Below are 22,813 nucleotides of genomic sequence, written 5' to 3' on the forward strand. Positions count from 1 at the left end.
GGAGTGAAAAGATGGAAGCTGCACCTTGCATCAGTCAGATCGCCAGCTTGCTCGCCGAGCCCAAACGTACTGCCATGCTGTGGGCCTTGATGGATGGCTCGGCCAAGTCGCCCGTCGAGTTGGCGACGCTTGCCGGCTTGTCACCGACCTCCGCCAACGCGCATTTGGCGCGAATGACGGCCAGTGGTGTATTGCGGGTGGAAGCCCGGCGTGGCAAGCGCTTGTTCCGTGTCGCGGCGCCTGATGTCAGCGCCGCCATCGATGCCTTGGCCAGGACCACCATGGCCTGCGCCGCACGCTGCGCGCCGGATGCTCTGCCTCCGGCCCTGGTGGCTCCCGCATTGTTACGCCATGCACGCCTGTGCCATGGCCACCTTGGCGGGGAATTGGGCGCGCAGTTGTACCAGCACCTGCTGGAAGCGGATTGGATCGAACGTCATGAGCACCGCACCGATATCACGGTCAAGGGCGCGCAGCGCCTGGCAGGCCTGGGTATTTTTACCCAAGCCCTGGCGTCGCCGCTGGTATGCAATTGTTTCGACTGGAGCCAGCACCAACCTCATCTGGGTGGTGCGCTGGGGGCGGGGTTGTTGCAACTGTTTCTGCAGTCGAATTGGATCACTGTGATCAATGAGTCTCACGCTTTACGGGTCAACGCCGTAGGGCACAGGGAAATCACCCGATTGGCCATGTCTGTGTGACATAGCCAATCGCTTTTACTCAGTCATGGCTTTACGAGGCGCGCATCCAGGCTGTTCTGCGCCAGGCGTTTGGCCTGGTCCTGGGTCATGCCCAGCGAGGTGTACAGCGCGTGGAAGTTCTCGGTGACATAACCGCCGAAGTAGGCCGGGTCATCCGAGTTCACCGTCACCTTCACGCCACGCTCCAGCATGTCGAGGATGTTGTGCTGGGCCATGTCGTCGAACACGCACAGCTTGGTGTTGGACAGTGGGCAGACGGTCAGCGGGATCTGCTCGTCGATGATGCGCTGCATCAGACGCTCGTCTTCGATGGCGCGCACGCCATGGTCGATACGCTGGATTTTCAGCAGGTCGATGGCTTCCCAGATGTACTCGGGCGGGCCTTCTTCGCCGGCGTGGGCCACGGTAAGGAAGCCTTCGTGGCGGGCACGGTCGAACACGCGCTGAAACTTGCTCGGTGGGTGACCCATTTCCGAGCTGTCCAGGCCCACGGCCACGAATGCGTCACGGAACGGCAAGGCCTGGTCCAGGGTTTTCTCGGCCTCGGCTTCGCTCAGATGGCGCAGGAAGCTGAGGATCAAGCCGCTGGTGATACCCAGTTGCTGCTCGCCATCTTTCAGCGCAGCGGCGATGCCGTTGAGCACCACTTCGAACGGGATGCCACGGTCGGTGTGGGTCTGCGGGTCGAAGAAGGGTTCGGTGTGGATCACGTTCTGCTCTTTGCAGCGCAGCAGGTAGGCCCAGGTCAGGTCGTAGAAATCCTGGGAAGTGCGCAGCACGTCGGCACCCTTGTAATACAGGTCGAGAAACTCTTGCAGGTTGTTGAAGGCATAGGCCTTGCGCAGGGTTTCGACGTCGTTCCACGGCAGCGCAATCTTGTTGCGCTCGGCCAGGGCAAACAGCAGCTCAGGCTCCAGCGAGCCTTCCAGGTGCAGGTGCAGTTCAGCCTTGGGCAGGGCGTTGAGCCAATCGTACATTTTCAAAGTTCTCATCAGGTGCAATGGCGGCATTCTACAGGCCATGGCCGAAATAATCGGCAAAACCTGACCAGCAGGATTGTTTTCGTTGCATTCGCGCAAGGGCCGCGTGAACTAAGGTGTAACGAAACGTTAGCGGCGTGACGCAGTCTGTACCCCATCAATGACTGATTTGCCGCACTAAAAGGCCCGGAATGCTCACATCCCTCAAGCAAGAAAAATTCATGCTGCTGGCGCTGATTGCCGCCATCGCCGCCTACCCGTTGGAGCACTGGATGCTGCACAGCGGGCAGATCACGGCGTTGCTGGCTGGCGTGGTGCTGATCGGCTTTATCGTGGTGGCGTCGATGCGCGTAGCCCACCATGCCGAGCAACTCGCGGAAAAAGTCGGCGATCCCTACGGCACCATGATCCTCACCCTTGCCGCCGTACTGGTGGAAGTGGTGATCCTGGCGATCATGATGAGCAACGAACCGTCGCCCACCTTGGTGCGGGACACCATTTATTCCGCGGTCATGCTCGACATCAACGGCATCCTCGGCCTGGCCGCGCTGATGGGCGGCATCAAGCATGGCGAACAGTCCTACAACGATGATTCGGCCCGCACCTACAGCGTGATGATCCTCACCGCCATGGGCGTGTCGATGGTGGTGCCGGAGTTCATCCCCGAAGCGGACTGGAAAATCTACTCGGCCTTTACCATTGGCGCGATGGTGGTGTTGTACACCCTGTTCCTGCGTATGCAGGTGGGGCCGCACAGTTACTTTTTCAGCTACAGCTACCCGGAAAAACGCCGTAAGAAGTTGCCGGAAGATGAGCAGGCGCCGCCGGTCAACCTGGCATTTTCCATCGGCACCCTGGTGTTTGGGGTGATTGTGATCGGCGCATTGGCCGAGGTGATGTCCAAGACTCTGGATCTTGGCCTGGAAGGTACGGGAGCGCCGCCGGTGATCACGGCGATTGTGGTCGCGGCGATTTCGGCTGCGCCGGAGATTTTGACGGCATTGCGCGCCGCGTTGGCCAACCGCATGCAGTCGGTGGTCAACATTGCGTTGGGGGCTTCGCTGTCGACGGTGATCCTGACGGTGCCGGTGATGGAGGCGATGGCGCTCTACACCGGCCAGCCGTTCCAGATGGCAATGACCCCGGTACAGACCGTGATGGTGTTTATCACGCTGATTGTCAGCGCGATCAACCTCAACGATGGCGAAACCAACGCCATCGAAGGGATGACCCATTTTGTGCTGTTTGCGACCTTTATCATGCTGTCGCTGTTGGGGTTGTAGTTAGCCGGCGATCAACTGCCGCGCGGCCTGGGTGTGATCGGCGATCAAGCCCTTGAGATCCAGACCTTCGACCTGGCCGTCGATCACGCGCCATTTGCCTGCAATCATCACCCGGTCCGCACGGTCGGCGCCGCACAGCAGCAGCGCCGAAATCGGATCATGGCTACCGGAGAAGCGCAGCTCGTCAAGCTTGAACAGCGCCAGGTCGGCCTGTTTTCCGACGGCCAATTCACCGATATCCGTACGGCCCAACAACTGTGCCGAGCCTTTGGTCGCCCAGCCCAGCACGCCTTGCGGGGTGATCTTTTCCGCGCCGTAACGCAGTCGCTGGATATACAAAGCCTGGCGCGCTTCAAGGATCATGTTCGACGCATCGTTGGACGCGGAACCGTCCACGCCCAGGCCGACAGGTGCGCCGGCGGCGAGCAGGTCCAGGGTCGGGCAGATGCCGGATGCCAGGCGCATGTTCGAGCTTGGGCAATGGCAGATGCCGGTGCCGGCGGCGCCCAGGCGTGCAATTTCATCCGGGTTGAAGTGAATACCATGGGCCAGCCAGGTGCGCGGGCCGAGCCAGCCGACGCTGTCCAGGTAGTCCACGGTGCGCAAGCCGAAGCGCTGCAGGCAGAAGTCTTCTTCGTCGAGCGTTTCGGCAAGGTGGGTGTGCAGGCGCACGTCCAGGCGGTTGGCCAATTCGGCGCTGGCTTCCATGATTTCCGGGGTCACGGAAAACGGTGAGCAAGGCGCCAGTGCGATCTGGATGTGCGCGCCGTCACCACGTTCATGGTATTCGTGGATCAGGCGTTGGCTGTCCTCAAGGATGACTTGGCCTTGTTGCACCGTTTGTTGCGGTGGCAGGCCGCCGTCGGCTTCGCCCAGGCTCATGGAGCCACGGGTGAGCATGGCGCGCATCCCCAACTCGCGGACGCTTTCCACCTGTACGTCGATGGCGTTTTCCAGGCCGTCGGGAAACAGGTAGTGATGGTCCGCCGCCGTGGTGCAGCCCGAAAGCAGCAATTCAGCCAATGCGACTTTGCTGGCGAGGGCGAGTTTTTCCGGGGTGAGCCGCGCCCACACCGGATACAAAGTTTTCAACCAGGGAAACAACGGCTGATTGACCACCGGCGCCCAGGCGCGAGTCAGGGTTTGGTAGAAATGATGGTGGGTATTGATCAGCCCCGGCAGGACCACATGTTCACGCGCATCGAACACTTGGGTGCAGGGCTGCGCAGGTTCTTGGCCTTGGGGCAGCACTTCGGTGATCACACCGTCTTGCAGTACCAGGCCGCCACGGGCATCGAGGCCATTGGCGGTGAAAATCGCGAGGGGGTTTTTTAACCAGATACGGGTCGCAGGCATTGGCCGGCTCCTCTGAATGATGGGTTCAGGTTTGCCAGCTCAGTGTTGCCCTGTCTGCTGATCCAGGGTCGCCGGTGAGGGCGAGGGGGCAGTCTACGCGCGGATCGTTACCGACGGCAATCGGTCGATAACGATCCGGAGGGTTTACCAGGCGATGGTGTCGCCTTTGTAATCGATAAAGTGATGGCCGCCCTTGCCGGTGTAGGCGTTCACCTGGTCCACCAGGCCGCGCACGCTGGTGTCGACGTCGATGTGTGCGTTTTCGCCACCCATGTCGGTCTTCACCCAGCCTGGGTGCAGCGACAGCACGGTCAGCTTGTGATCGCCCAACTGAGTGATGAAGCTGTTGGTCATGGAATTGAGTGCCGCCTTGCTGGCTTTGTACAGCGCCAGGTCGGAGCCGTCGGGGATGGTCACGCTGCCCAGTACCGAACTCATGAAGGCCAGCACGCCAGTGTCCTTGCGGATCTGCCCGACAAAACGCTGGGCCAGGTTGATCGGCGCTACGGCGTTGGTGAAGAACAACTGGCCGACTTCTGCCAAGGTGGCGTGGCCCGGCTCCTGATTGGCGGGGCCTTTGACACCGGCGTTGACGAACAGCAGGTCGAAGGTGCGTTCCTTCAGGCGTTGGCTCAGGGCGATCACGGCTTGCTGGTCGTCCATGTCGAGTTTCTCGATCTGTACTGGGCCCACGGCTTTCAGGGCATCGGCCTTGCTCGGATCACGCACGGTGGCGGTCACGTCCCAACCGTCCTGCAACAGTTGCTTGACCAGGCCAAGGCCCAGCCCACGCGAGGCGCCGATGATCAATGCGGTTTTTGGCGTAGACATGAAAAGCTTCCTTTAAGCGTCGCGGTTCAGGGATTTCAGCGTTGGAGCAGGATACGCCCACGGCTGAGGTCTGCGAGTTGAATTTGCAGGGTGTCGATATGCGCTTCGCCCAAGGCGAGTTGCAACTCGACGCCGTTGGCGGTGAAGGTTTCTTCGACCACCAGCCCGCCCAGTTCTGCAACGCGCAGTTTAACCAGATTCAGCTCGGCGAAAGCGCAGGCGCAGCTCAACGGTACGCGGCTGATCAACTCAATGCGTTCGGCCGTTTGCAGGCATTTATTGGCGCCGCCGCCGTAGGCGCGGGCCAGACCGCCAGTGCCCAACTGAATGCCGCCGTACCAGCGAATTACCAGCACCGCGACCTGGTCAAAACCCTGCGCCTCGATGGCGGCCAGAATCGGTCGGCCAGCAGTGCCGCCGGGTTCGCCGTCGTCATTGCTGCGGTACTGGTCAGCGAGTTTCCAGGCCCAGCAGTTGTGCGTGGCATTCAAGTCGCTGTGCTGCTCGAAAAACGCCTGGGCGTCTTGCGCGCTGGTGATGGGCGCCGCGAGGGTGATAAAGCGGCTTTTGCGTATTTCTTCACGAAACTCGCAAAGGCCGGTGAGCGTGAAAGGCATAAGTCGCTTCGTTTAATAGGCGGGCTTGACGCCACAGCCTTTGAGAATGATGTGGATCAGGTTGGTGCCGGCGTCTTCCATGTCCTGCTTGGTCAGCTTGGTGCGCCCGGTGACGCGGCAGATCTGGGTGGCGAAGTCGGCGTAGTGCTGGGTGCTGCCCCACAGCAGGAATATCAAGTGCACCGGGTCGATGGGGTCCATCTTGCCGGCATCCATCCAGGCCTGGAACACCGCCGCGCGGCCGCTGAACCAGGCGCGGTAGTCCTGGCTGAAGTATTCGGTCAGGCATTCGCCGCCGCTGATGATCTCCATCGCGAAGATTCGCGAGGCCTGGGGTTGGCGGCGTGAGAACTCCATCTTGGTGCGGATGTAGCGCGTGAGGGCCACGGCCGGGTCATCTTCGGCGGTCAGCGCGTTGAAGGTGCTGTCCCACAGTTCGAGGATGTTGCTGAGTACCGCGATATAAAGACCGAGCTTATTGGTGAAGTAGTAATGCAAGTTGGCCTTGGGCAGCCCGGCACTGGCAGCAATGGTGTTCATGCTGGTGCCTTTGTAGCCATGACGCGCGAACTCATCTTCAGCAGCCTGGAGAATCGCTTGTTCGTTCTTTTGCCGAATGCGGCTGGCGGGCTTACCGGCGTGGTTGCTGTGGGCAGGAACTTCGAGGCTCATGGAGGTTTCCGTGCTGATCGATAGAGACGACGTGTGCACAGATAACCCACCCTCAAGCCTCAGACAAGTCCTGATGCAATAAAACCGTCAAAGCGATTCCAGCGTGTCGCTTTCCGGTGCGTGGTTTGCGGCAGTCGTGGTTGCCTTGGCTTCGGGCAATAACAGGCACAACACAATCGCGGTCAGCCCGCCGCTGGTGATGGCGGAGTCGAACAGGTTCTGTACCAGCGTCGGCATCAGGTGCAGCAGGTTCGGTTGCGCGGCGATGCCCAGGCCGACGCCAAACGAGGTGGCGATGATCAGCATGCTGCGTCGGTCCAGCGGCGCCTGGGCGAGGATGCGCACGCCGGCGGCGGCCACGCTGCCGAACATCACCAGGGTGGCGCCGCCCAACACCGGTTTGGGGATTTGTTGCAGTACCGCGCCAATCAATGGAAACAAGCCGAGGCAAAAAAGCACCACGCCTATGTATAAACCGACGTAACGGCTGGCCACGCCGGTCAGTTGGATCACGCCGTTGTTTTGCGCAAAGGTAGTGTTGGGGAAGGCGCTGAACGTAGCGGCGATCATGCAGCTCACGCCATCACCGAGTACGCCGCCCTTGAGCCGGCTTATATAAGAGGGGCCGCTGATGGGCTGGCGGGCGATCATGCAGTTGGCGGTGAGGTCGCCGACGGTTTCGACGCTGCTGATCAGATAAATCAGCGCGATCGGCAGGAAAGCGCTCCAGTCGAAGCTGAAACCGAAGCGGAACGGAATCGGCAGGCTGACCAGAGGGAGGTCGGGCAGGGCTTGCGGCACGAGCTTGCCGCTGAACCAGGCGGCCAGGCTGCCGAGGGCCAAGCCGATGATGATGGCCGAGAGGCGTACCCAAGGCGTATTGGAACGGTTGAGCAGAATGATCGTCAGTACGACGAACACGCCCAGCGCCAGGTTGATCGGGGCGCCGAAGTCGGGGGCGTTGAAGCCGCCGCCGAGGTCAGTGATACCGACCTTGATCAAGCTGATGCCGATCAGGGTGATGACAATCCCGGTCACCAGAGGCGTGATGACCCGACGCAGTTGCCCGATAAAGCGGCTCAGCACGATCTGCACCACAGCGCCGAAAAAGCACACCCCAAAGATCATCGCCATGATGTCTTCCGGGCTGCCGCCGCGTTGTTTTACCAGGAAGCCTGCCGATAGCACTGCGCCAAGAAACGCAAAGCTGGTGCCTTGCAGGCAGATCATCCCAGCTCCGATTCCAAATGGCCTGCGCGCCTGAATGAAAGTGCCTACACCGGAAACCATCAGCGCCATGCTGATCAGGTAGGGCAAGTGGGCAGTCAGCCCAAGGGTGGAGCCGATGATCAGCGGTGGGGTGATGATGCCGACAAATGCAGCGAGTACATGTTGCAGTGCGGCGAGAAAAGCCGGGGCGGGTTTTGGGCGATCGTTGAGGCCGTAGATCAGGTCGCTGCTGTTGGACGCTTCTGGTGACATGGCGGGAAAACTCGAGGTCTATGTCCTCGGGCTGTTGCAAAAAACTGTCCAACTGCTCAGCTTTCGCTTCGGAGCCGAATTAGCGGGTTGCCGCGAGACTTTCCAGGAAGCTTTCCAGCACCAAATGGGGGCGTCGGCCCTTGCGCGTGACCGATGCGAGGCTTAAATCGTAAAAACGTGTAGTCGGTTTCAGCGCACGCAGTCGGCCTTGCTGTACCCACAGGCTGGCGTAGTGGTCGGGCAGATAGCCGATATAGCGGCCGGTGAGAATCAGGAACGCCATGCCTTCCCGGTCCGAAGCGCTGGCGGTGCAGTTGAGCGCCTGGTAATGGGCCTGGATCTCGGCGGGCAGGCGGAAGGTCGGGGCGATCGCGTCTTGGGCATCGATGCGTGCGTCGTCCAACTGCTTGTTGTCGGCGTAAAACAGCGGGTGACCCACCGCGCAGTAGAGCAATGAACGCTCACTGTACAGCGGCTGATATTCCAACCCCGACAAGGCGCTGGCCTGGGGCACCACGCCGACATGCAGGCGGCCGTCGAGTACGCCTTGTTCGACTTCGTTGGGGGCGATCATGCGGATCTGGATCTGCACATCCGGACCACGTTCCTTCAACTGCGCAAGTGCGTGAGTGATGCGCATGTGGGGCAGGGTGACGAGGTTGTCGGTGAGGCCGATGATCAACTCGCCGCGCAAGTGCTGGTGCAAACCGTTGACCTCGGTGCGGAAGCTTTCCAGGGCGCTCAATAATTGCAGTGCGGATTGGTAGACCTCGCGGCCCTCTTCGGTCAGTGAGAAGCCGGCGCGGCCGCGTTGGCACAGTCTTAATCCGAGCCGTTGTTCAAGATCGCTCATTTGCTGGCTGATCGCCGAGCGCCCGATGCCCAGCACGGTTTCCGCCGCCGAGAAGCCGCCGCATTCGACCACGCTGCGAAAGATGCGCAGCAGGCGGATATCGAAGTCGCTGACTTGGGCCAGGGGATCGGGTCGACGGCTGCTCATAGTTTAGTGAAGGCCTGACTGAAGGTTAGAAGAGTTGAATTTCACCGACTTTATCGCCGTGGCAATTTAGCTGCAACAACGCTTTTCAATCCCGACGCTGCCTTTTGCCCTGCGAGGTTTTGCTGATGAACATGCCCGAAAACGCCCCATCGTCCCTGGCCAGCCAATTGAAGCTGGACGCGCACTGGATGCCGTACACCGCCAACCGTAACTTCCAGCGCGACCCGCGGCTGATCGTGGCGGCCGAAGGTAGCTGGTTGACCGATGACAAGGGACGCAAGGTGTACGACTCATTGTCGGGCCTGTGGACCTGTGGTGCCGGGCATACCCGTAAGGAAATCCAGGACGCGGTGGCCAAGCAATTGGGCACTCTGGACTACTCGCCGGGCTTCCAATACGGTCATCCGTTGTCCTTCCAACTGGCGGAAAAGATCACCGACTTGACCCCTGGCAACCTGAACCATGTGTTCTTCACCGACTCCGGCTCCGAGTGCGCCGATACGGCGGTGAAGATGGTGCGTGCCTACTGGCGTCTGAAAGGCCAGGCCACCAAGACCAAAATGATCGGTCGCGCTCGCGGTTATCACGGTGTGAACATCGCCGGTACCAGCCTGGGTGGCGTTAACGGTAACCGTAAGATGTTTGGCCAGGCGATGATGGATGTCGACCATCTGCCGCACACCTTGCTGGCGAGCAATGCTTTTTCCCGTGGCATGCCGGAGCAGGGCGGTATCGCGCTGGCCGATGAGCTGCTCAAGCTGATCGAGTTGCATGACGCGTCGAACATCGCTGCTGTTTTCGTCGAACCAATGGCCGGCTCTGCGGGCGTGCTGGTGCCGCCACAGGGTTACCTCAAGCGTCTGCGTGAGATCTGCGACCAGCACAACATCCTGCTGGTGTTTGACGAAGTGATCACCGGCTTCGGCCGTACCGGTTCGATGTTCGGTGCCGACAGTTTCGGCGTGACCCCAGACCTGATGTGTATCGCCAAGCAAGTCACCAACGGCGCGATCCCGATGGGTGCTGTGATTGCCAGCAGCGAGATCTATCAGACCTTCATGAATCAGGCGACGCCGGAGTACGCGGTGGAATTCCCCCACGGCTACACCTACTCGGCGCACCCGGTCGCTTGCGCGGCCGGCTTGGCGGCATTGGACCTGTTGCAGAAGGAAAGCCTGGTGCAAAGCGTAGCCGAAGTCGCACCGCACTTTGAGAATGCGCTGCATGGCCTGAAGGGCAGCAAGAACGTGATCGATATCCGCAACTACGGCCTGGCCGGTGCGATCCAGATTGCCCCGCGTGACGGTGATGCGATCGTGCGTCCATTCGAGGCCGGCATGGCCTTGTGGAAAGCCGGCTTCTACGTGCGTTTTGGCGGTGACACCTTGCAGTTCGGGCCAACCTTCAACAGCAAGCCGCAGGACCTGGATCGGCTGTTCGATGCGGTCGGCGAAGTGCTGAACAAAGTCGACTGATTTCTCCTTCTATATAGAACAACTTTTCAGGAGCCCTGCATGAGCCTTATCCAGCATTTGATCAACGGTGAGTTGGTCAACGACAGCGGTCGCAGCGCCGACGTGTATAACCCGTCCACCGGCCAGGTGATCCACCAGGTGCCGTTGGCCAGCCGCGAAACGATTCAACAGGCGATCGACTCGGCCAAGGCGGCGTTCCCGGCCTGGCGTAATACACCAGCGGCCAAGCGTGCCCAGGTGATGTTTCGTTTCAAGCAATTGCTGGAGCAGAACGAAGCGCGTATCTCGCAGTTGATCAGCGAAGAGCATGGCAAGACCCTGGAAGACGCTGCCGGTGAATTGAAGCGCGGGATTGAGAACGTGGAGTACGCGTGCTCGGCGCCAGAGATTCTGAAGGGCGAGTACAGCCGTAACGTAGGACCGAACATTGATGCGTGGTCGGATTTCCAGCCTCTGGGTGTAGTCGCTGGTATTACGCCGTTCAACTTCCCGGCGATGGTGCCGTTGTGGATGTATCCGCTGGCAATCGTCTGCGGTAACTGTTTCATCCTGAAACCATCGGAGCGTGATCCAAGTTCCACGCTGTTGATCGCACAGTTGTTACAGGAGGCCGGTCTGCCTAAAGGTGTGCTGAGCGTAGTGCACGGCGACAAGGGCGCGGTGGATGCGCTGATTGAGGCGCCGGAAGTGAAGGCGCTGAGCTTCGTAGGCTCGACACCGATTGCTGAGTACATCTATTCGGAAGCCACCAAGCGTGGCAAACGCGTGCAGGCACTGGGTGGTGCGAAGAACCATGCGGTACTGATGCCGGATGCGGACTTGGATAACGCCGTGAGTGCACTGATGGGGGCGGCGTACGGTTCTTGCGGCGAGCGCTGCATGGCGATCTCTGTGGCCGTGTGCGTGGGCGACCAGGTGGCGGATGCCTTGATTGCAAAGCTGGTGCCACAGGTCAAGGCACTGAAAATTGGTGCGGGTACGTCCTGCGGTCTGGATATGGGGCCACTGGTTACAGGCCAAGCGCGTGACAAAGTCAGTGGCTATATAGAAGACGGCGTGGCAGCGGGGGCTACGCTGGTGGTTGACGGTCGTGGCTTGAGTGTTGCCGGGCATGAAGAGGGTTTCTTCCTCGGTGGCAGCCTGTTCGACCGTGTAACGCCGCAGATGCGCATCTATAAGGAAGAGATCTTCGGGCCAGTACTGTGCGTGGTCCGGGTGAATAGCCTGGAAGCGGCGATGCAACTGATCAATGATCACGAATATGGTAACGGCACCTGCATCTTTACCCGTGACGGTGAAGCGGCGCGTCTGTTCTGTGACGAGATTGAAGTGGGCATGGTGGGCGTTAACGTTCCGCTGCCGGTGCCGGTGGCGTATCACAGCTTTGGTGGCTGGAAGCGCTCGTTGTTTGGTGACCTGCATGCGTATGGGCCGGATGGGGTACGTTTCTATACCCGTCGCAAGGCGATTACCCAACGTTGGCCGCAGCGGGCCAGCCATGAAGCGTCGCAGTTTGCTTTCCCCAGCTTGTAATGTGGGCTGAAAGCCGGCCCCTTGGGGCCGGCTTTCGCGTTTTTGGGGCTTTTCTGACTTATATGACAGAAATATGAAGAAAGGCATTGACGGCAGATTCCAGATGTCTATAATTCGCCCCACTTCCGGCGCAGTCGAAACGTAAAACTCCTTGGTAAACAATGAGTTATGTAGGTTTCGGCAGTAGGTTGCTTCAGTTCATCGAAGCCAAAAGGAAGTTGAAAAAGAGGTGTTGACAGCAGCGTGTAACGCTGTAGAATTCGCCTCCCGCTGACGAGAGATCGGAAGCGCAAGTGGTTGAAGTTGTTGAAGAAATCTTCGAAAGCTTCTGAAAATAATCACTTGACAGCAAATGAGGCTGCTGTAGAATGCGCGCCTCGGTTGAGACGAAAGATCTTAACCAACCGCTCTTTAACAACTGAATCAAGCAATTCGTGTGGGTGCTTGTGGAGTCAGACTGATAGTCAACAAGATTATCAGCATCACAAGTTACTCCGCGAGAAATCAAAGATGTAACCAACGATTGCTGAGCCAAGTTTAGGGTTTCTTAAAAACCCAAAGATGTTTGAACTGAAGAGTTTGATCATGGCTCAGATTGAACGCTGGCGGCAGGCCTAACACATGCAAGTCGAGCGGTAGAGAGAAGCTTGCTTCTCTTGAGAGCGGCGGACGGGTGAGTAATGCCTAGGAATCTGCCTGGTAGTGGGGGATAACGTTCGGAAACGGACGCTAATACCGCATACGTCCTACGGGAGAAAGCAGGGGACCTTCGGGCCTTGCGCTATCAGATGAGCCTAGGTCGGATTAGCTAGTTGGTGAGGTAATGGCTCACCAAGGCGACGATCCGTAACTGGTCTGAGAGGATGATCAGTCACACTGGAACTGAGACACGGTCCAGACTCCTACGGGAGGCAGCAGTGGGGAATATTGGACAATGGGCGAAAGCCTGATCCAGCCATGCCGCGTGTGTGAAGAAGGTCTTCGGATTGTAAAGCACTTTAAGTTGGGAGGAAGGGTTGTAGATTAATACTCTGCAATTTTGACGTTACCGACAGAATAAGCACCGGCTAACTCTGTGCCAGCAGCCGCGGTAATACAGAGGGTGCAAGCGTTAATCGGAATTACTGGGCGTAAAGCGCGCGTAGGTGGTTTGTTAAGTTGGATGTGAAATCCCCGGGCTCAACCTGGGAACTGCATTCAAAACTGACTGACTAGAGTATGGTAGAGGGTGGTGGAATTTCCTGTGTAGCGGTGAAATGCGTAGATATAGGAAGGAACACCAGTGGCGAAGGCGACCACCTGGACTAATACTGACACTGAGGTGCGAAAGCGTGGGGAGCAAACAGGATTAGATACCCTGGTAGTCCACGCCGTAAACGATGTCAACTAGCCGTTGGAAGCCTTGAGCTTTTAGTGGCGCAGCTAACGCATTAAGTTGACCGCCTGGGGAGTACGGCCGCAAGGTTAAAACTCAAATGAATTGACGGGGGCCCGCACAAGCGGTGGAGCATGTGGTTTAATTCGAAGCAACGCGAAGAACCTTACCAGGCCTTGACATCCAATGAACTTTCTAGAGATAGATTGGTGCCTTCGGGAACATTGAGACAGGTGCTGCATGGCTGTCGTCAGCTCGTGTCGTGAGATGTTGGGTTAAGTCCCGTAACGAGCGCAACCCTTGTCCTTAGTTACCAGCACGTAATGGTGGGCACTCTAAGGAGACTGCCGGTGACAAACCGGAGGAAGGTGGGGATGACGTCAAGTCATCATGGCCCTTACGGCCTGGGCTACACACGTGCTACAATGGTCGGTACAGAGGGTTGCCAAGCCGCGAGGTGGAGCTAATCCCATAAAACCGATCGTAGTCCGGATCGCAGTCTGCAACTCGACTGCGTGAAGTCGGAATCGCTAGTAATCGCGAATCAGAATGTCGCGGTGAATACGTTCCCGGGCCTTGTACACACCGCCCGTCACACCATGGGAGTGGGTTGCACCAGAAGTAGCTAGTCTAACCTTCGGGAGGACGGTTACCACGGTGTGATTCATGACTGGGGTGAAGTCGTAACAAGGTAGCCGTAGGGGAACCTGCGGCTGGATCACCTCCTTAATCGACGACATCAGCTGCTCCATAAGTTCCCACACGAATTGCTTGATTCATTGAAGAAGACGATAAGAAGCAGCCCGAAATTGGGTCTGTAGCTCAGTTGGTTAGAGCGCACCCCTGATAAGGGTGAGGTCGGCAGTTCGAATCTGCCCAGACCCACCAATTTTGTGTGGGAAACGCCTGTAGAAATATGGGGCCATAGCTCAGCTGGGAGAGCGCCTGCCTTGCACGCAGGAGGTCAACGGTTCGATCCCGTTTGGCTCCACCACTACTGCTTCTAGAAGTTGAAAGCTTAGAAATGAGCATTCCATCAAGATGATGGTGAATGTTGATTTCTAGTCTTTGATTAGATCGTTCTTTAAAAATTTGGGTATGTGATAGAAAGATAGACTGAACGTTACTTTCACTGGTAACGGATCAGGCTAAGGTAAAATTTGTGAGTTACTCAGTTTTGAGTATTATCGAATTTTCGGCGAATGTTGTCTTCACAGTATAACCAGATTGCTTGGGGTTATATGGTCAAGTGAAGAAGCGCATACGGTGGATGCCTTGGCAGTCAGAGGCGATGAAAGACGTGGTAGCCTGCGAAAAGCTTCGGGGAGTCGGCAAACAGACTTTGATCCGGAGATGTCTGAATGGGGGAACCCAGCCATCATAAGATGGTTATCTTACGCTGAATACATAGGCGTAAGAGGCGAACCAGGGGAACTGAAACATCTAAGTACCCTGAGGAAAAGAAATCAACCGAGATTCCCTTAGTAGTGGCGAGCGAACGGGGACTAGCCCTTAAGTGGCTTTGAGATTAGCGGAACGCTCTGGAAAGTGCGGCCATAGTGGGTGATAGCCCTGTACGCGAAAATCTCTTAGTCATGAAATCGAGTAGGACGGAGCACGAGAAACTTTGTCTGAATATGGGGGGACCATCCTCCAAGGCTAAATACTACTGACTGACCGATAGTGAACTAGTACCGTGAGGGAAAGGCGAAAAGAACCCCGGAGAGGGGAGTGAAATAGATCCTGAAACCGTATGCGTACAAGCAGTGGGAGCCCACTTTGTTGGGTGACTGCGTACCTTTTGTATAATGGGTCAGCGACTTATTTTCAGTGGCGAGCTTAACCGAATAGGGGAGGCGTAGCGAAAGCGAGTCTTAATAGGGCGTCTAGTCGCTGGGAATAGACCCGAAACCGGGCGATCTATCCATGGGCAGGTTGAAGGTTGGGTAACACTAACTGGAGGACCGAACCGACTACCGTTGAAAAGTTAGCGGATGACCTGTGGATCGGAGTGAAAGGCTAATCAAGCTCGGAGATAGCTGGTTCTCCTCGAAAGCTATTTAGGTAGCGCCTCATGTATCACTGTAGGGGGTAGAGCACTGTTTCGGCTAGGGGGTCATCCCGACTTACCAAACCGATGCAAACTCCGAATACCTACAAGTGCCGAGCATGGGAGACACACGGCGGGTGCTAACGTCCGTCGTGAAAAGGGAAACAACCCAGACCGTCAGCTAAGGTCCCAAAGTTATGGTTAAGTGGGAAACGATGTGGGAAGGCTTAGACAGCTAGGAGGTTGGCTTAGAAGCAGCCACCCTTTAAAGAAAGCGTAATAGCTCACTAGTCGAGTCGGCCTGCGCGGAAGATGTAACGGGGCTCAAACCATACACCGAAGCTACGGGTATCACGTAAGTGATGCGGTAGAGGAGCGTTCTGTAAGCCTGTGAAGGTGAGTTGAGAAGCTTGCTGGAGGTATCAGAAGTGCGAATGCTGACATGAGTAACGACAATGGGTGTGAAAAACACCCACGCCGAAAGACCAAGGTTTCCTGCGCAACGTTAATCGACGCAGGGTTAGTCGGTCCCTAAGGCGAGGCTGAAAAGCGTAGTCGATGGAAAACAGGTTAATATTCCTGTACTTCTGGTTATTGCGATGGAGGGACGGAGAAGGCTAGGCCAGCTTGGCGTTGGTTGTCCAAGTTTAAGGTGGTAGGCTGGAATCTTAGGTAAATCCGGGATTCTAAGGCCGAGAGCTGATGACGAGCTAACTTTTAGTTAGCGAAGTGGTTGATGCCATGCTTCCAAGAAAAGCTTCTAAGCTTCAGGTAACCAGGAACCGTACCCCAAACCGACACAGGTGGTTGGGTAGAGAATACCAAGGCGCTTGAGAGAACTCGGGTGAAGGAACTAGGCAAAATGGCACCGTAACTTCGGGAGAAGGTGCGCCGGTGAGGGTGAAGGACTTGCTCCGTAAGCTCATGCCGGTCGAAGATACCAGGCCGCTGCGACTGTTTATTAAAAACACAGCACTCTGCAAACACGAAAGTGGACGTATAGGGTGTGACGCCTGCCCGGTGCCGGAAGGTTAATTGATGGGGTTAGCTAACGCGAAGCTCTTGATCGAAGCCCCGGTAAACGGCGGCCGTAACTATAACGGTCCTAAGGTAGCGAAATTCCTTGTCGGGTAAGTTCCGACCTGCACGAATGGCGTAACGATGGCGGCGCTGTCTCCACCCGAGACTCAGTGAAATTGAAATCGCTGTGAAGATGCAGTGTATCCGCGGCTAGACGGAAAGACCCCGTGAACCTTTACTATAGCTTTGCACTGGACTTTGAATTTGCTTGTGTAGGATAGGTGGGAGGCTTTGAAGCGTGGACGCCAGTCTGCGTGGAGCCAACCTTGAAATACCACCCTGGCAACTTTGAGGTTCTAACTCAGGTCCGTTATCCGGATCGAGGACAGTGTATGGTGGGTAGTTTGACTGGGGCGGTCTCCTCCTAAAGAGTAACGGAGGAGTACGAAGGTGCGCTCAGACCGGTCGGAAATCGGTCGTAGAGTATAAAGGCAAAAGCGCGCTTGACTGCGAGACAGACACGTCGAGCAGGTACGAAAGTAGGTCTTAGTGATCCGGTGGTTCTGTATGGAAGGGCCATCGCTCAACGGATAAAAGGTACTCCGGGGATAACAGGCTGATACCGCCCAAGAGTTCATATCGACGGCGGTGTTTGGCACCTCGATGTCGGCTCATCACATCCTGGGGCTGAAGCCGGTCCCAAGGGTATGGCTGTTCGCCATTTAAAGTGGTACGCGAGCTGGGTTTAGAACGTCGTGAGACAGTTCGGTCCCTATCTGCCGTGGACGTTTGAGATTTGAGAGGGGCTGCTCCTAGTACGAGAGGACCGGAGTGGACGAACCTCTGGTGTTCCGGTTGTCACGCCAGTGGCATTGCCGGGTAGCTATGTTCGGAATAGATAACCGCTGAAAGCATCTAAGCGGGAAACTAGCCTCAAGATGAGATCTCACTGGAACCTTGAGTTCCCTGAAGGGCCGTCGAAGACTACGACGTTGATAGGTTGGGTGTGTAAGCGCTGTGAGGCGTTGAGCTAACCAATACTAATTGCCCGTGAGGCTTGACCATATAACACCCAAGCAATTTGAGTCGACTCTCTAATAAAGAGCATCAGATTGCGGTGTGTGAAGACGATAGAACCGAAAGTTCGAATCTCACAAAACACCGAAAGCTGTCACATACCCAATTTGCTGAAGCGAGGCCTATGCCACGACTCAGTACCCGAATTTCTTGACGACCATAGAGCATTGGAACCACCTGATCCCATCCCGAACTCAGCAGTGAAACGATGCATCGCCGATGGTAGTGTGGGGTTTCCCCATGTGAGAGTAGGTCATCGTCAAGATTAAATTCCGAAACCCCATTTGCGAAAGCAGATGGGGTTTTGTTTTGGGCGGTCGAAAACTTCAGCGCCGCGAACCTCCCGACAAATTTGCACAGTTATTTCTGAACCAGACCACTAGAATAGGCACCTAACCTTTTTTAGAGTCCGAGCCCTACTTATGCCCGATCCGGTTGATGCCCTAGAGGTATCGGATTTACCACTGGACGACCTGGTGGCATGCCATGAGTGCGACTTGCTGATGCGCAAACCAGTGCTCGCCCTCGGCGAAAAAGCCCAATGCCCGCGTTGCGGTTACGAGCTGTACGCTCACCGCCACAACGTCGTTGAGCGAAGTCTCGCCCTGGTGCTGGCGGCGTTGCTGTTGTACATCCCCGCGAACTTTCTGCCGATCATGCAGCTCAATCTACTTGGGCAGTCCTCTGAAGACACCGTGTGGAGCGGCGTCGTCGCCCTGTTCGATACCGGCATGCAAGGCGTCGCCGCTGTCGTCTTCCTGTGCAGCATGGGGATTCCCTTGCTCAAGCTGCTTTGCCAGTTGGCAGTGTTGCTCAGTATTCGCTGGAATATCGGCCGTAGTTATGGACTGCTGTTGTACCGTATTTACCATCACATGAAAGACTGGGGGATGTTGGAGGTCTATCTGATGGGCGTCCTGGTGGCGATCGTTAAGCTCGCCGATATGGCCGCCATCACGGTAGGCCTCGGTCTTGTCTGCTTTGTCAGCTTGTTAATGGTTCAGGTGTTGCTTGAGGTGGTGATGTCGCCCCACCAGATCTGGCAAGCGTTGTCAGGAGAGGATGAACATGCGGGCGATTGATGCAGGCATTCTGATTTGTACCGAATGCCATGAGTTGAACAAACAAGACGCCGACAGCGACGAGCAAATTTGCACGCGTTGCGGTGCGCTGATCCATGCTCGTCGCCCCAACAGCCTTGCCCGCACATGGGCGCTGCTGATCACGGCGGCCATCTTGTACATTCCCGCCAATTTGTTGCCGATCATGACCATCAATTCCCTTGGTCAGGGCGATCCCAGTACCATCATGGCCGGTGTGATCCAACTGGTGCAGCATGGCATGTTCCCCATCGCCGCTGTGGTGTTCATTGCCAGTATCCTGGTGCCCACGTTCAAGCTGGTCGGCATAGGTCTGCTACTGTTCTCGGTGCAGCGTCGCCAACCGCTGTCCGCGCAACAACGCATCGTGATGTACCGCTTTATCGAATTCATTGGCCGCTGGTCCATGTTGGATATCTTCGTGATCGCCATCCTGGTGGCGGTTGTAAACTTTGGGCGACTTGCCAGTGTCGAGGCCAATCTCGGTGCTGCAGCGTTCGCCAGTGTGGTGATCTTGACGATGCTTGCCGCAGTAACTTTCGATCCCCGACTGATTTGGGATAACACGGAGTCGGACGACGACCATGAGTGATTTGCCTAAAGCTAAAACCCGCCCAGCGTCCAACTGGTCGGCTATTTGGGTGCTGCCCCTGATTGCGCTGATCATCGGTGGATGGCTGGGATGGCGTGCCTATTCCCAACAGGGCATCGATATCCAGGTGCGCTTTGAAAGCGGTGAAGGCATTCAGGTCAACAAGACCGAAGTGGTTTACAAAGGTATGCCGGTAGGTAAGGTCAAGGCCCTGGCCCTGGATGATGAGGGCAACAATCGCGGGGTGATCGCCACCATCGAGATGAACAAGGACGTCGACCAGTACCTCAAGACCAATACGCGCTTCTGGCTGGTCAAACCGAGCGTCACCCTCGCCGGTATCACCGGCCTGGAAACCTTGGTATCAGGTAACTACATTGCTGCCAGCCCAGGCGATGGTGAGCCCACACGCAAATTCAAAGCGCTCTCTGAAGAGCCGCCTTTGTCCGATGCCAAGCCCGGCCTGCACCTGACCGTCAAGGCCGACCGCCTTGGCTCCCTCAACCGTGGCAGTCCGGTGTTCTACAAGCAGATCCAGGTCGGCCAGGTCAAAAGCTACCTGCTCTCCGAGGACCAGAGTACTGTCGAGATCAAGGTCTATATCGAACCGACCTACGCCAGCCTGGTGCGCAAACACACGCGTTTCTGGAACGCCAGCGGCATCAGCATCGACGCCAATCTTTCCGGTGTGAAAGTCCGCAGTGAATCACTCTCCAGCATCGTCGCTGGCGGCATCGCTTTTGCCACGCCGGAGAACCGCAAGGACAGTCCGCCGACTGATCCGAGCCTGCCCTTCCGCCTGTACGAAGATTTCGATGCGGCCGCGGCCGGCATCAGGGTCAAGGTCAAGCTCACCGATTTCGAAGGCCTGCAGGCGGGGCGTACGCCAGTCATGTACAAAGGCATTCAAGTCGGCAGCCTGAAAACCCTGAAGATCAACCCTGACCTTTCCAGTGCCAACGCAGAACTGACGCTCGATCCTTTGGCCGAAGACTATTTGGTACAGGACACTCAATTCTGGGTCGTCAAACCGTCTATCTCCCTGGCCGGTATCACCGGGCTTGAAGCCTTGGTCAAGGGTAACTACATCGCCATCCGCCCAGGCGACAAAGGCACCCCTCCACAAAGGGAGTATGTCGCTCGTGCCAAGGCGCCGCCGTTGGATCTGCGTTCCCCTGGCCTGCACATGGTGTTGTTCACTGACAACCTCGGCTCCCTGGATGTCGGCAGCCCGATCCTCTACAAACAGGTCAAGGTCGGCTCGGTGCAGAGCTACCAGTTTTCGCGCAAGAACAAGCAACTGGTGATCGGCGTCCACATCGAGAAGGAATACGAGAACCTGGTCAACGGCTCGACGCGCTTCTGGAATGCCAGCGGCGTCACCCTGACCGGTGGCCTCACCGGTGGTATTCAGGTCAAGAGTGAGTCGCTGGCCAGCCTGATGGCCGGCGGGATCGCCTTCGAAACCCCGGAACCGAATGTCCCGTTGAAAAAGCGTATTCCGCGTTTCCGTCTATTTGCCGACCGCGAGGCCGCCAATCAACACGGCACCTTGGTGACCATCAAGGTCGACCGTGCCGACGGCCTGCGTCCTGGCACACCCGTGCGTTTCAAAGGCCTGGACGTGGGCAAGATTGAAAGTGTTGATCTCAGCGCCGACATGCAGTCGGTACTGCTCAGCGCACGTATCAACCAAGTGGCGGACCGCATTGCACGCGTCGGCAGCCAGTTCTGGGTGGTCAAGCCTGAGCTGGGCCTGATGAAAACCTCCAACCTGGAAACCCTGGTCACCGGGCAATACATCGAAGTGCAACCGGCTGCGAAAAACGCCGGCCCGCAAAAGAGCTTCGTCGCGTTGGACCAGCCGCCTGAAGCTGTGCATCAGGAAGCTGGCCTGAGCCTGACCCTCAGCGCCGCACGCCGTGGTTCGCTGAAGGAAGGTGTACCGGTCACTTACCGTGAAGTCACCGTGGGCAAGGTCACCGGCTACGAGTTGGGCCAGACCGCAGACCGCGTACTGATCCATATCCTGATCGAACCTAAGTACGCTCCCCTGGTACGTGGCGGCAGTCGCTTCTGGAACACCAGCGGCTTTGGCCTCGACTTCGGTCTGTTCAAAGGTGCCACCGTACGCACGGAGTCCCTGGAAACCCTGGTTGCCGGCGGCATCGCCTTCGCCACACCCGACGGCGAACGCATGGGCAACGCCGCCCGCCCACAACAAACCTTCCCGCTGTTCGACAAGTTCGAAGATGAATGGCTGACCTGGGCGCCTAAAATTCCACTCGGCAAATAAGCGCTGTCTAGTCCTGAAATAGGTTTACACCTGTTTCAGTCTCAAAACGCCCGATGCACCGCATCGGGCGTTTTGTATTTCAGGGACAGGTGTGGCCGTTCCCCGTTGTAGATCAGCACCGACTCATCCACCATTTTCACTGCGTCCGCCAGATTTTTAGGGCGATACAGCAGGAACTCGGTCTTCAAAATGCCGTTTATCCTCTCCGCCAGAGCATTCTGGTAGCAGTCATAGCCGTCGGTCATTGAGCACCTGACGCCATGACTAGCGTGCAAGCGTTGATAAAGCTCAGAGCAGTATTGGGCTCCACGGTCTGAGTGATGGATCAGTGGCAGCGTGCTTCGGCGCTCACCAACTGCCTTTTCCATCGCCTTGATTACCGACTCGGTATGCAAGCTCTCATGCACATGATGGCCTACGATCTTGCGCGAGTAGGCGTCTGTCACCAGGCTCACATAAGCCACGCTTTCCTGTGTCGGCAGGTAGGTGATGTCTGCAACCCAGACCTGCTCTGGCCTATTGGCCACTATCTGCTCATGACCTGCTTTGAGCAGGTTAGGGTGTCGGCGAAAACGGTGATGGCTGTCCGTCGTTTTGTGGTATGCCCGTTTGCGTACAACCAGTTCTCGAGCGTTGCGCAGGATGCTAAACAGGCGGTCTCTGCCGACCCGAACTGATGCACCAACTTCAACGCTCATCAGGTAATGCAGCTTGCGCGTGCCTATCCGTGGCTGACGGCGGCGCTTTTCAAGAACAAAGTCCATGACCTCTTGATCTTGACGAGCCCTCTCGTCGAAAACCCGATTGCGTTGGTAATACGCTTGGCGCGAAATGCTCATAAACAGGCAAGCCCTCGTGATGCTCAGGCCTTGGATTTGCCCTTGCGAGAGGACTTGCCGGGTCGCTTTTTTACGACGGAAACACCGTAGTCATTTTTCAGAACATTCACGACGGCTTCGAAGAATTGCGCTTTCTGATTGCTTAGCGCCAGCTGTTCTTCGAGCTCTTTGATCCGCTGCTCGGGGGTCAGCGGGAGGGTTGGCTCGGTCATGGACCTGCTCCTCGGCTCTCGAATTGACGCGCCTTGGCTCCAGTCCTGCCGGCCGTGCTTGCGTAGCCAGACCAGTACTGTGGACCGGCCCTGAATGCCGTAGCGCCGTTGAGCCTCTTTATAACTCAACTCGCCCTTTTCGACCTGGTCTACGACCGATAATTTAAAGGCTAGCGTGTAGTCACGCTGGCTCCGCCTTTTGCCCGAATCCATTGACTCCTCCTGAAGATAGGTCAGAAGGCGTAAACCTTATTCAGGACGGGACACGCTCATAAAAAAGGCCGCGATCCAGAAGATCGCGGCCTTTTGCATTTCAGCGAAT

At 57.1% G+C, this 22,813-nt stretch carries 15 protein-coding genes, 2 tRNA genes and 3 rRNA genes; 12 read left to right on the plus strand and 8 right to left on the minus strand.

Annotated elements, in window-relative coordinates:
* The first annotated feature begins 11 nt into the window (after positions 1–11).
* A complete protein-coding gene (locus AYR47_RS10510; RefSeq protein ID WP_033897307.1) occupies positions 12–701 on the plus strand; it encodes an ArsR/SmtB family transcription factor in 690 nt (229 codons plus the stop codon).
* A gap of 23 nt (positions 702–724) precedes the next feature.
* Here AYR47_RS10510 and AYR47_RS10515 read toward each other — a convergent pair whose 3' ends face one another.
* The gene (locus tag AYR47_RS10515; protein WP_012722045.1) at positions 725–1,678 is read right to left on the minus strand and encodes an adenosine deaminase; all 954 of its coding nucleotides are present in this window, start codon (positions 1,676–1,678) and stop codon (positions 725–727) included.
* Between the two features lie 194 nt (positions 1,679–1,872).
* Between AYR47_RS10515 and AYR47_RS10520 the strand changes: the two genes are divergently transcribed.
* Positions 1,873–2,964 (plus strand): calcium:proton antiporter, encoded by a 1,092-nt coding sequence (locus AYR47_RS10520; protein ID WP_016977045.1) that lies wholly within the window; start codon positions 1,873–1,875, stop codon positions 2,962–2,964.
* On the opposite strand, the gene AYR47_RS10525 is transcribed toward AYR47_RS10520, so the two are convergent.
* The 6 genes from AYR47_RS10525 to AYR47_RS10550 all read right to left on the minus strand — a co-directional run bounded on the left by AYR47_RS10525 (position 2,965) and on the right by AYR47_RS10550 (position 8,922).
* Positions 2,965–4,320 carry an 8-oxoguanine deaminase gene (locus tag AYR47_RS10525; RefSeq protein ID WP_033897306.1) on the minus strand — a complete coding sequence of 452 codons (1,356 nt, stop codon included), beginning with the start codon at positions 4,318–4,320 and terminating at the stop codon, positions 2,965–2,967.
* Positions 4,321–4,464: 144 nt separating this feature from the next.
* Positions 4,465–5,151 (minus strand): SDR family oxidoreductase, encoded by a 687-nt coding sequence (locus AYR47_RS10530; RefSeq protein WP_033897305.1) that lies wholly within the window; start codon positions 5,149–5,151, stop codon positions 4,465–4,467.
* A 35-nt stretch (positions 5,152–5,186) separates the two neighbouring features.
* Positions 5,187–5,768: an IMPACT family protein gene (locus AYR47_RS10535; protein WP_033897304.1), complete on the minus strand. Its 582-nt coding sequence runs from the start codon at positions 5,766–5,768 to the stop codon at positions 5,187–5,189.
* 12 nt (positions 5,769–5,780) lie between these two features.
* Positions 5,781–6,440, minus strand: a complete 660-nt coding sequence (locus AYR47_RS10540) for a TetR/AcrR family transcriptional regulator (RefSeq protein WP_033897303.1) — start codon at positions 6,438–6,440, stop codon at positions 5,781–5,783.
* Positions 6,441–6,527: 87 nt separating this feature from the next.
* Positions 6,528–7,922 (minus strand): uracil-xanthine permease family protein, encoded by a 1,395-nt coding sequence (locus tag AYR47_RS10545; RefSeq protein WP_061435183.1) that lies wholly within the window; start codon positions 7,920–7,922, stop codon positions 6,528–6,530.
* A gap of 79 nt (positions 7,923–8,001) precedes the next feature.
* Positions 8,002–8,922 (minus strand): LysR family transcriptional regulator, encoded by a 921-nt coding sequence (locus tag AYR47_RS10550; protein ID WP_016977051.1) that lies wholly within the window; start codon positions 8,920–8,922, stop codon positions 8,002–8,004.
* Between the two features lie 125 nt (positions 8,923–9,047).
* Here AYR47_RS10550 and AYR47_RS10555 point away from each other — a divergent pair, with 125 nt between their 5' ends.
* From AYR47_RS10555 to AYR47_RS10600, 10 genes are all read left to right on the plus strand, one after another.
* On the plus strand, positions 9,048–10,397 hold the full coding sequence (locus AYR47_RS10555) for an aspartate aminotransferase family protein (protein ID WP_061435185.1): 1,350 nt from the start codon (positions 9,048–9,050) through the stop codon (positions 10,395–10,397).
* Between the two features lie 39 nt (positions 10,398–10,436).
* Positions 10,437–11,930 carry a CoA-acylating methylmalonate-semialdehyde dehydrogenase gene (locus AYR47_RS10560; protein ID WP_033897299.1) on the plus strand — a complete coding sequence of 498 codons (1,494 nt, stop codon included), beginning with the start codon at positions 10,437–10,439 and terminating at the stop codon, positions 11,928–11,930.
* Between the two features lie 567 nt (positions 11,931–12,497).
* Positions 12,498–14,034: ribosomal RNA gene (locus tag AYR47_RS10565) — 16S ribosomal RNA — on the plus strand.
* Positions 14,035–14,116: 82 nt separating this feature from the next.
* Positions 14,117–14,193, plus strand: a tRNA-Ile gene (locus tag AYR47_RS10570).
* A 30-nt stretch (positions 14,194–14,223) separates the two neighbouring features.
* Positions 14,224–14,299: transfer RNA gene (locus tag AYR47_RS10575), tRNA-Ala, on the plus strand.
* A 249-nt stretch (positions 14,300–14,548) separates the two neighbouring features.
* Positions 14,549–17,440 (plus strand): 23S ribosomal RNA (locus tag AYR47_RS10580).
* A gap of 161 nt (positions 17,441–17,601) precedes the next feature.
* Positions 17,602–17,717 (plus strand): 5S ribosomal RNA (gene rrf / locus AYR47_RS10585).
* Together the 16S, 23S and 5S rRNA genes with 2 tRNA genes alongside form the textbook arrangement of a ribosomal RNA operon.
* A 157-nt stretch (positions 17,718–17,874) precedes the next feature.
* Positions 17,875–18,534 (plus strand): paraquat-inducible protein A, encoded by a 660-nt coding sequence (locus tag AYR47_RS10590; RefSeq protein ID WP_033898387.1) that lies wholly within the window; start codon positions 17,875–17,877, stop codon positions 18,532–18,534.
* Positions 18,521–19,144 carry a paraquat-inducible protein A gene (locus tag AYR47_RS10595; RefSeq protein ID WP_033898388.1) on the plus strand — a complete coding sequence of 208 codons (624 nt, stop codon included), beginning with the start codon at positions 18,521–18,523 and terminating at the stop codon, positions 19,142–19,144. Before AYR47_RS10590 ends, AYR47_RS10595 begins: the two co-directional genes overlap by 14 nt.
* Positions 19,137–21,440 (plus strand): PqiB family protein, encoded by a 2,304-nt coding sequence (locus AYR47_RS10600; protein WP_033898390.1) that lies wholly within the window; start codon positions 19,137–19,139, stop codon positions 21,438–21,440. Before AYR47_RS10595 ends, AYR47_RS10600 begins: the two co-directional genes overlap by 8 nt.
* A 41-nt stretch (positions 21,441–21,481) precedes the next feature.
* Here the strand turns inward: AYR47_RS10600 and AYR47_RS10605 are convergent.
* Positions 21,482–22,704, minus strand: a protein-coding gene (locus AYR47_RS10605; protein WP_167351249.1) for an IS3 family transposase whose coding sequence is annotated in 2 segments (ribosomal slippage) — positions 21,482–22,353 and positions 22,353–22,704 — 1,224 coding nt in all. Because the reading frame shifts where the segments join, the coding sequence is not laid out codon by codon here.
* Positions 22,705–22,813 lie beyond the last annotated feature (109 nt).

The organism is Pseudomonas azotoformans, assembly GCF_001579805.1.
Classification (GTDB): Bacteria; Pseudomonadota; Gammaproteobacteria; order Pseudomonadales; family Pseudomonadaceae; genus Aquipseudomonas; species Aquipseudomonas azotoformans_A.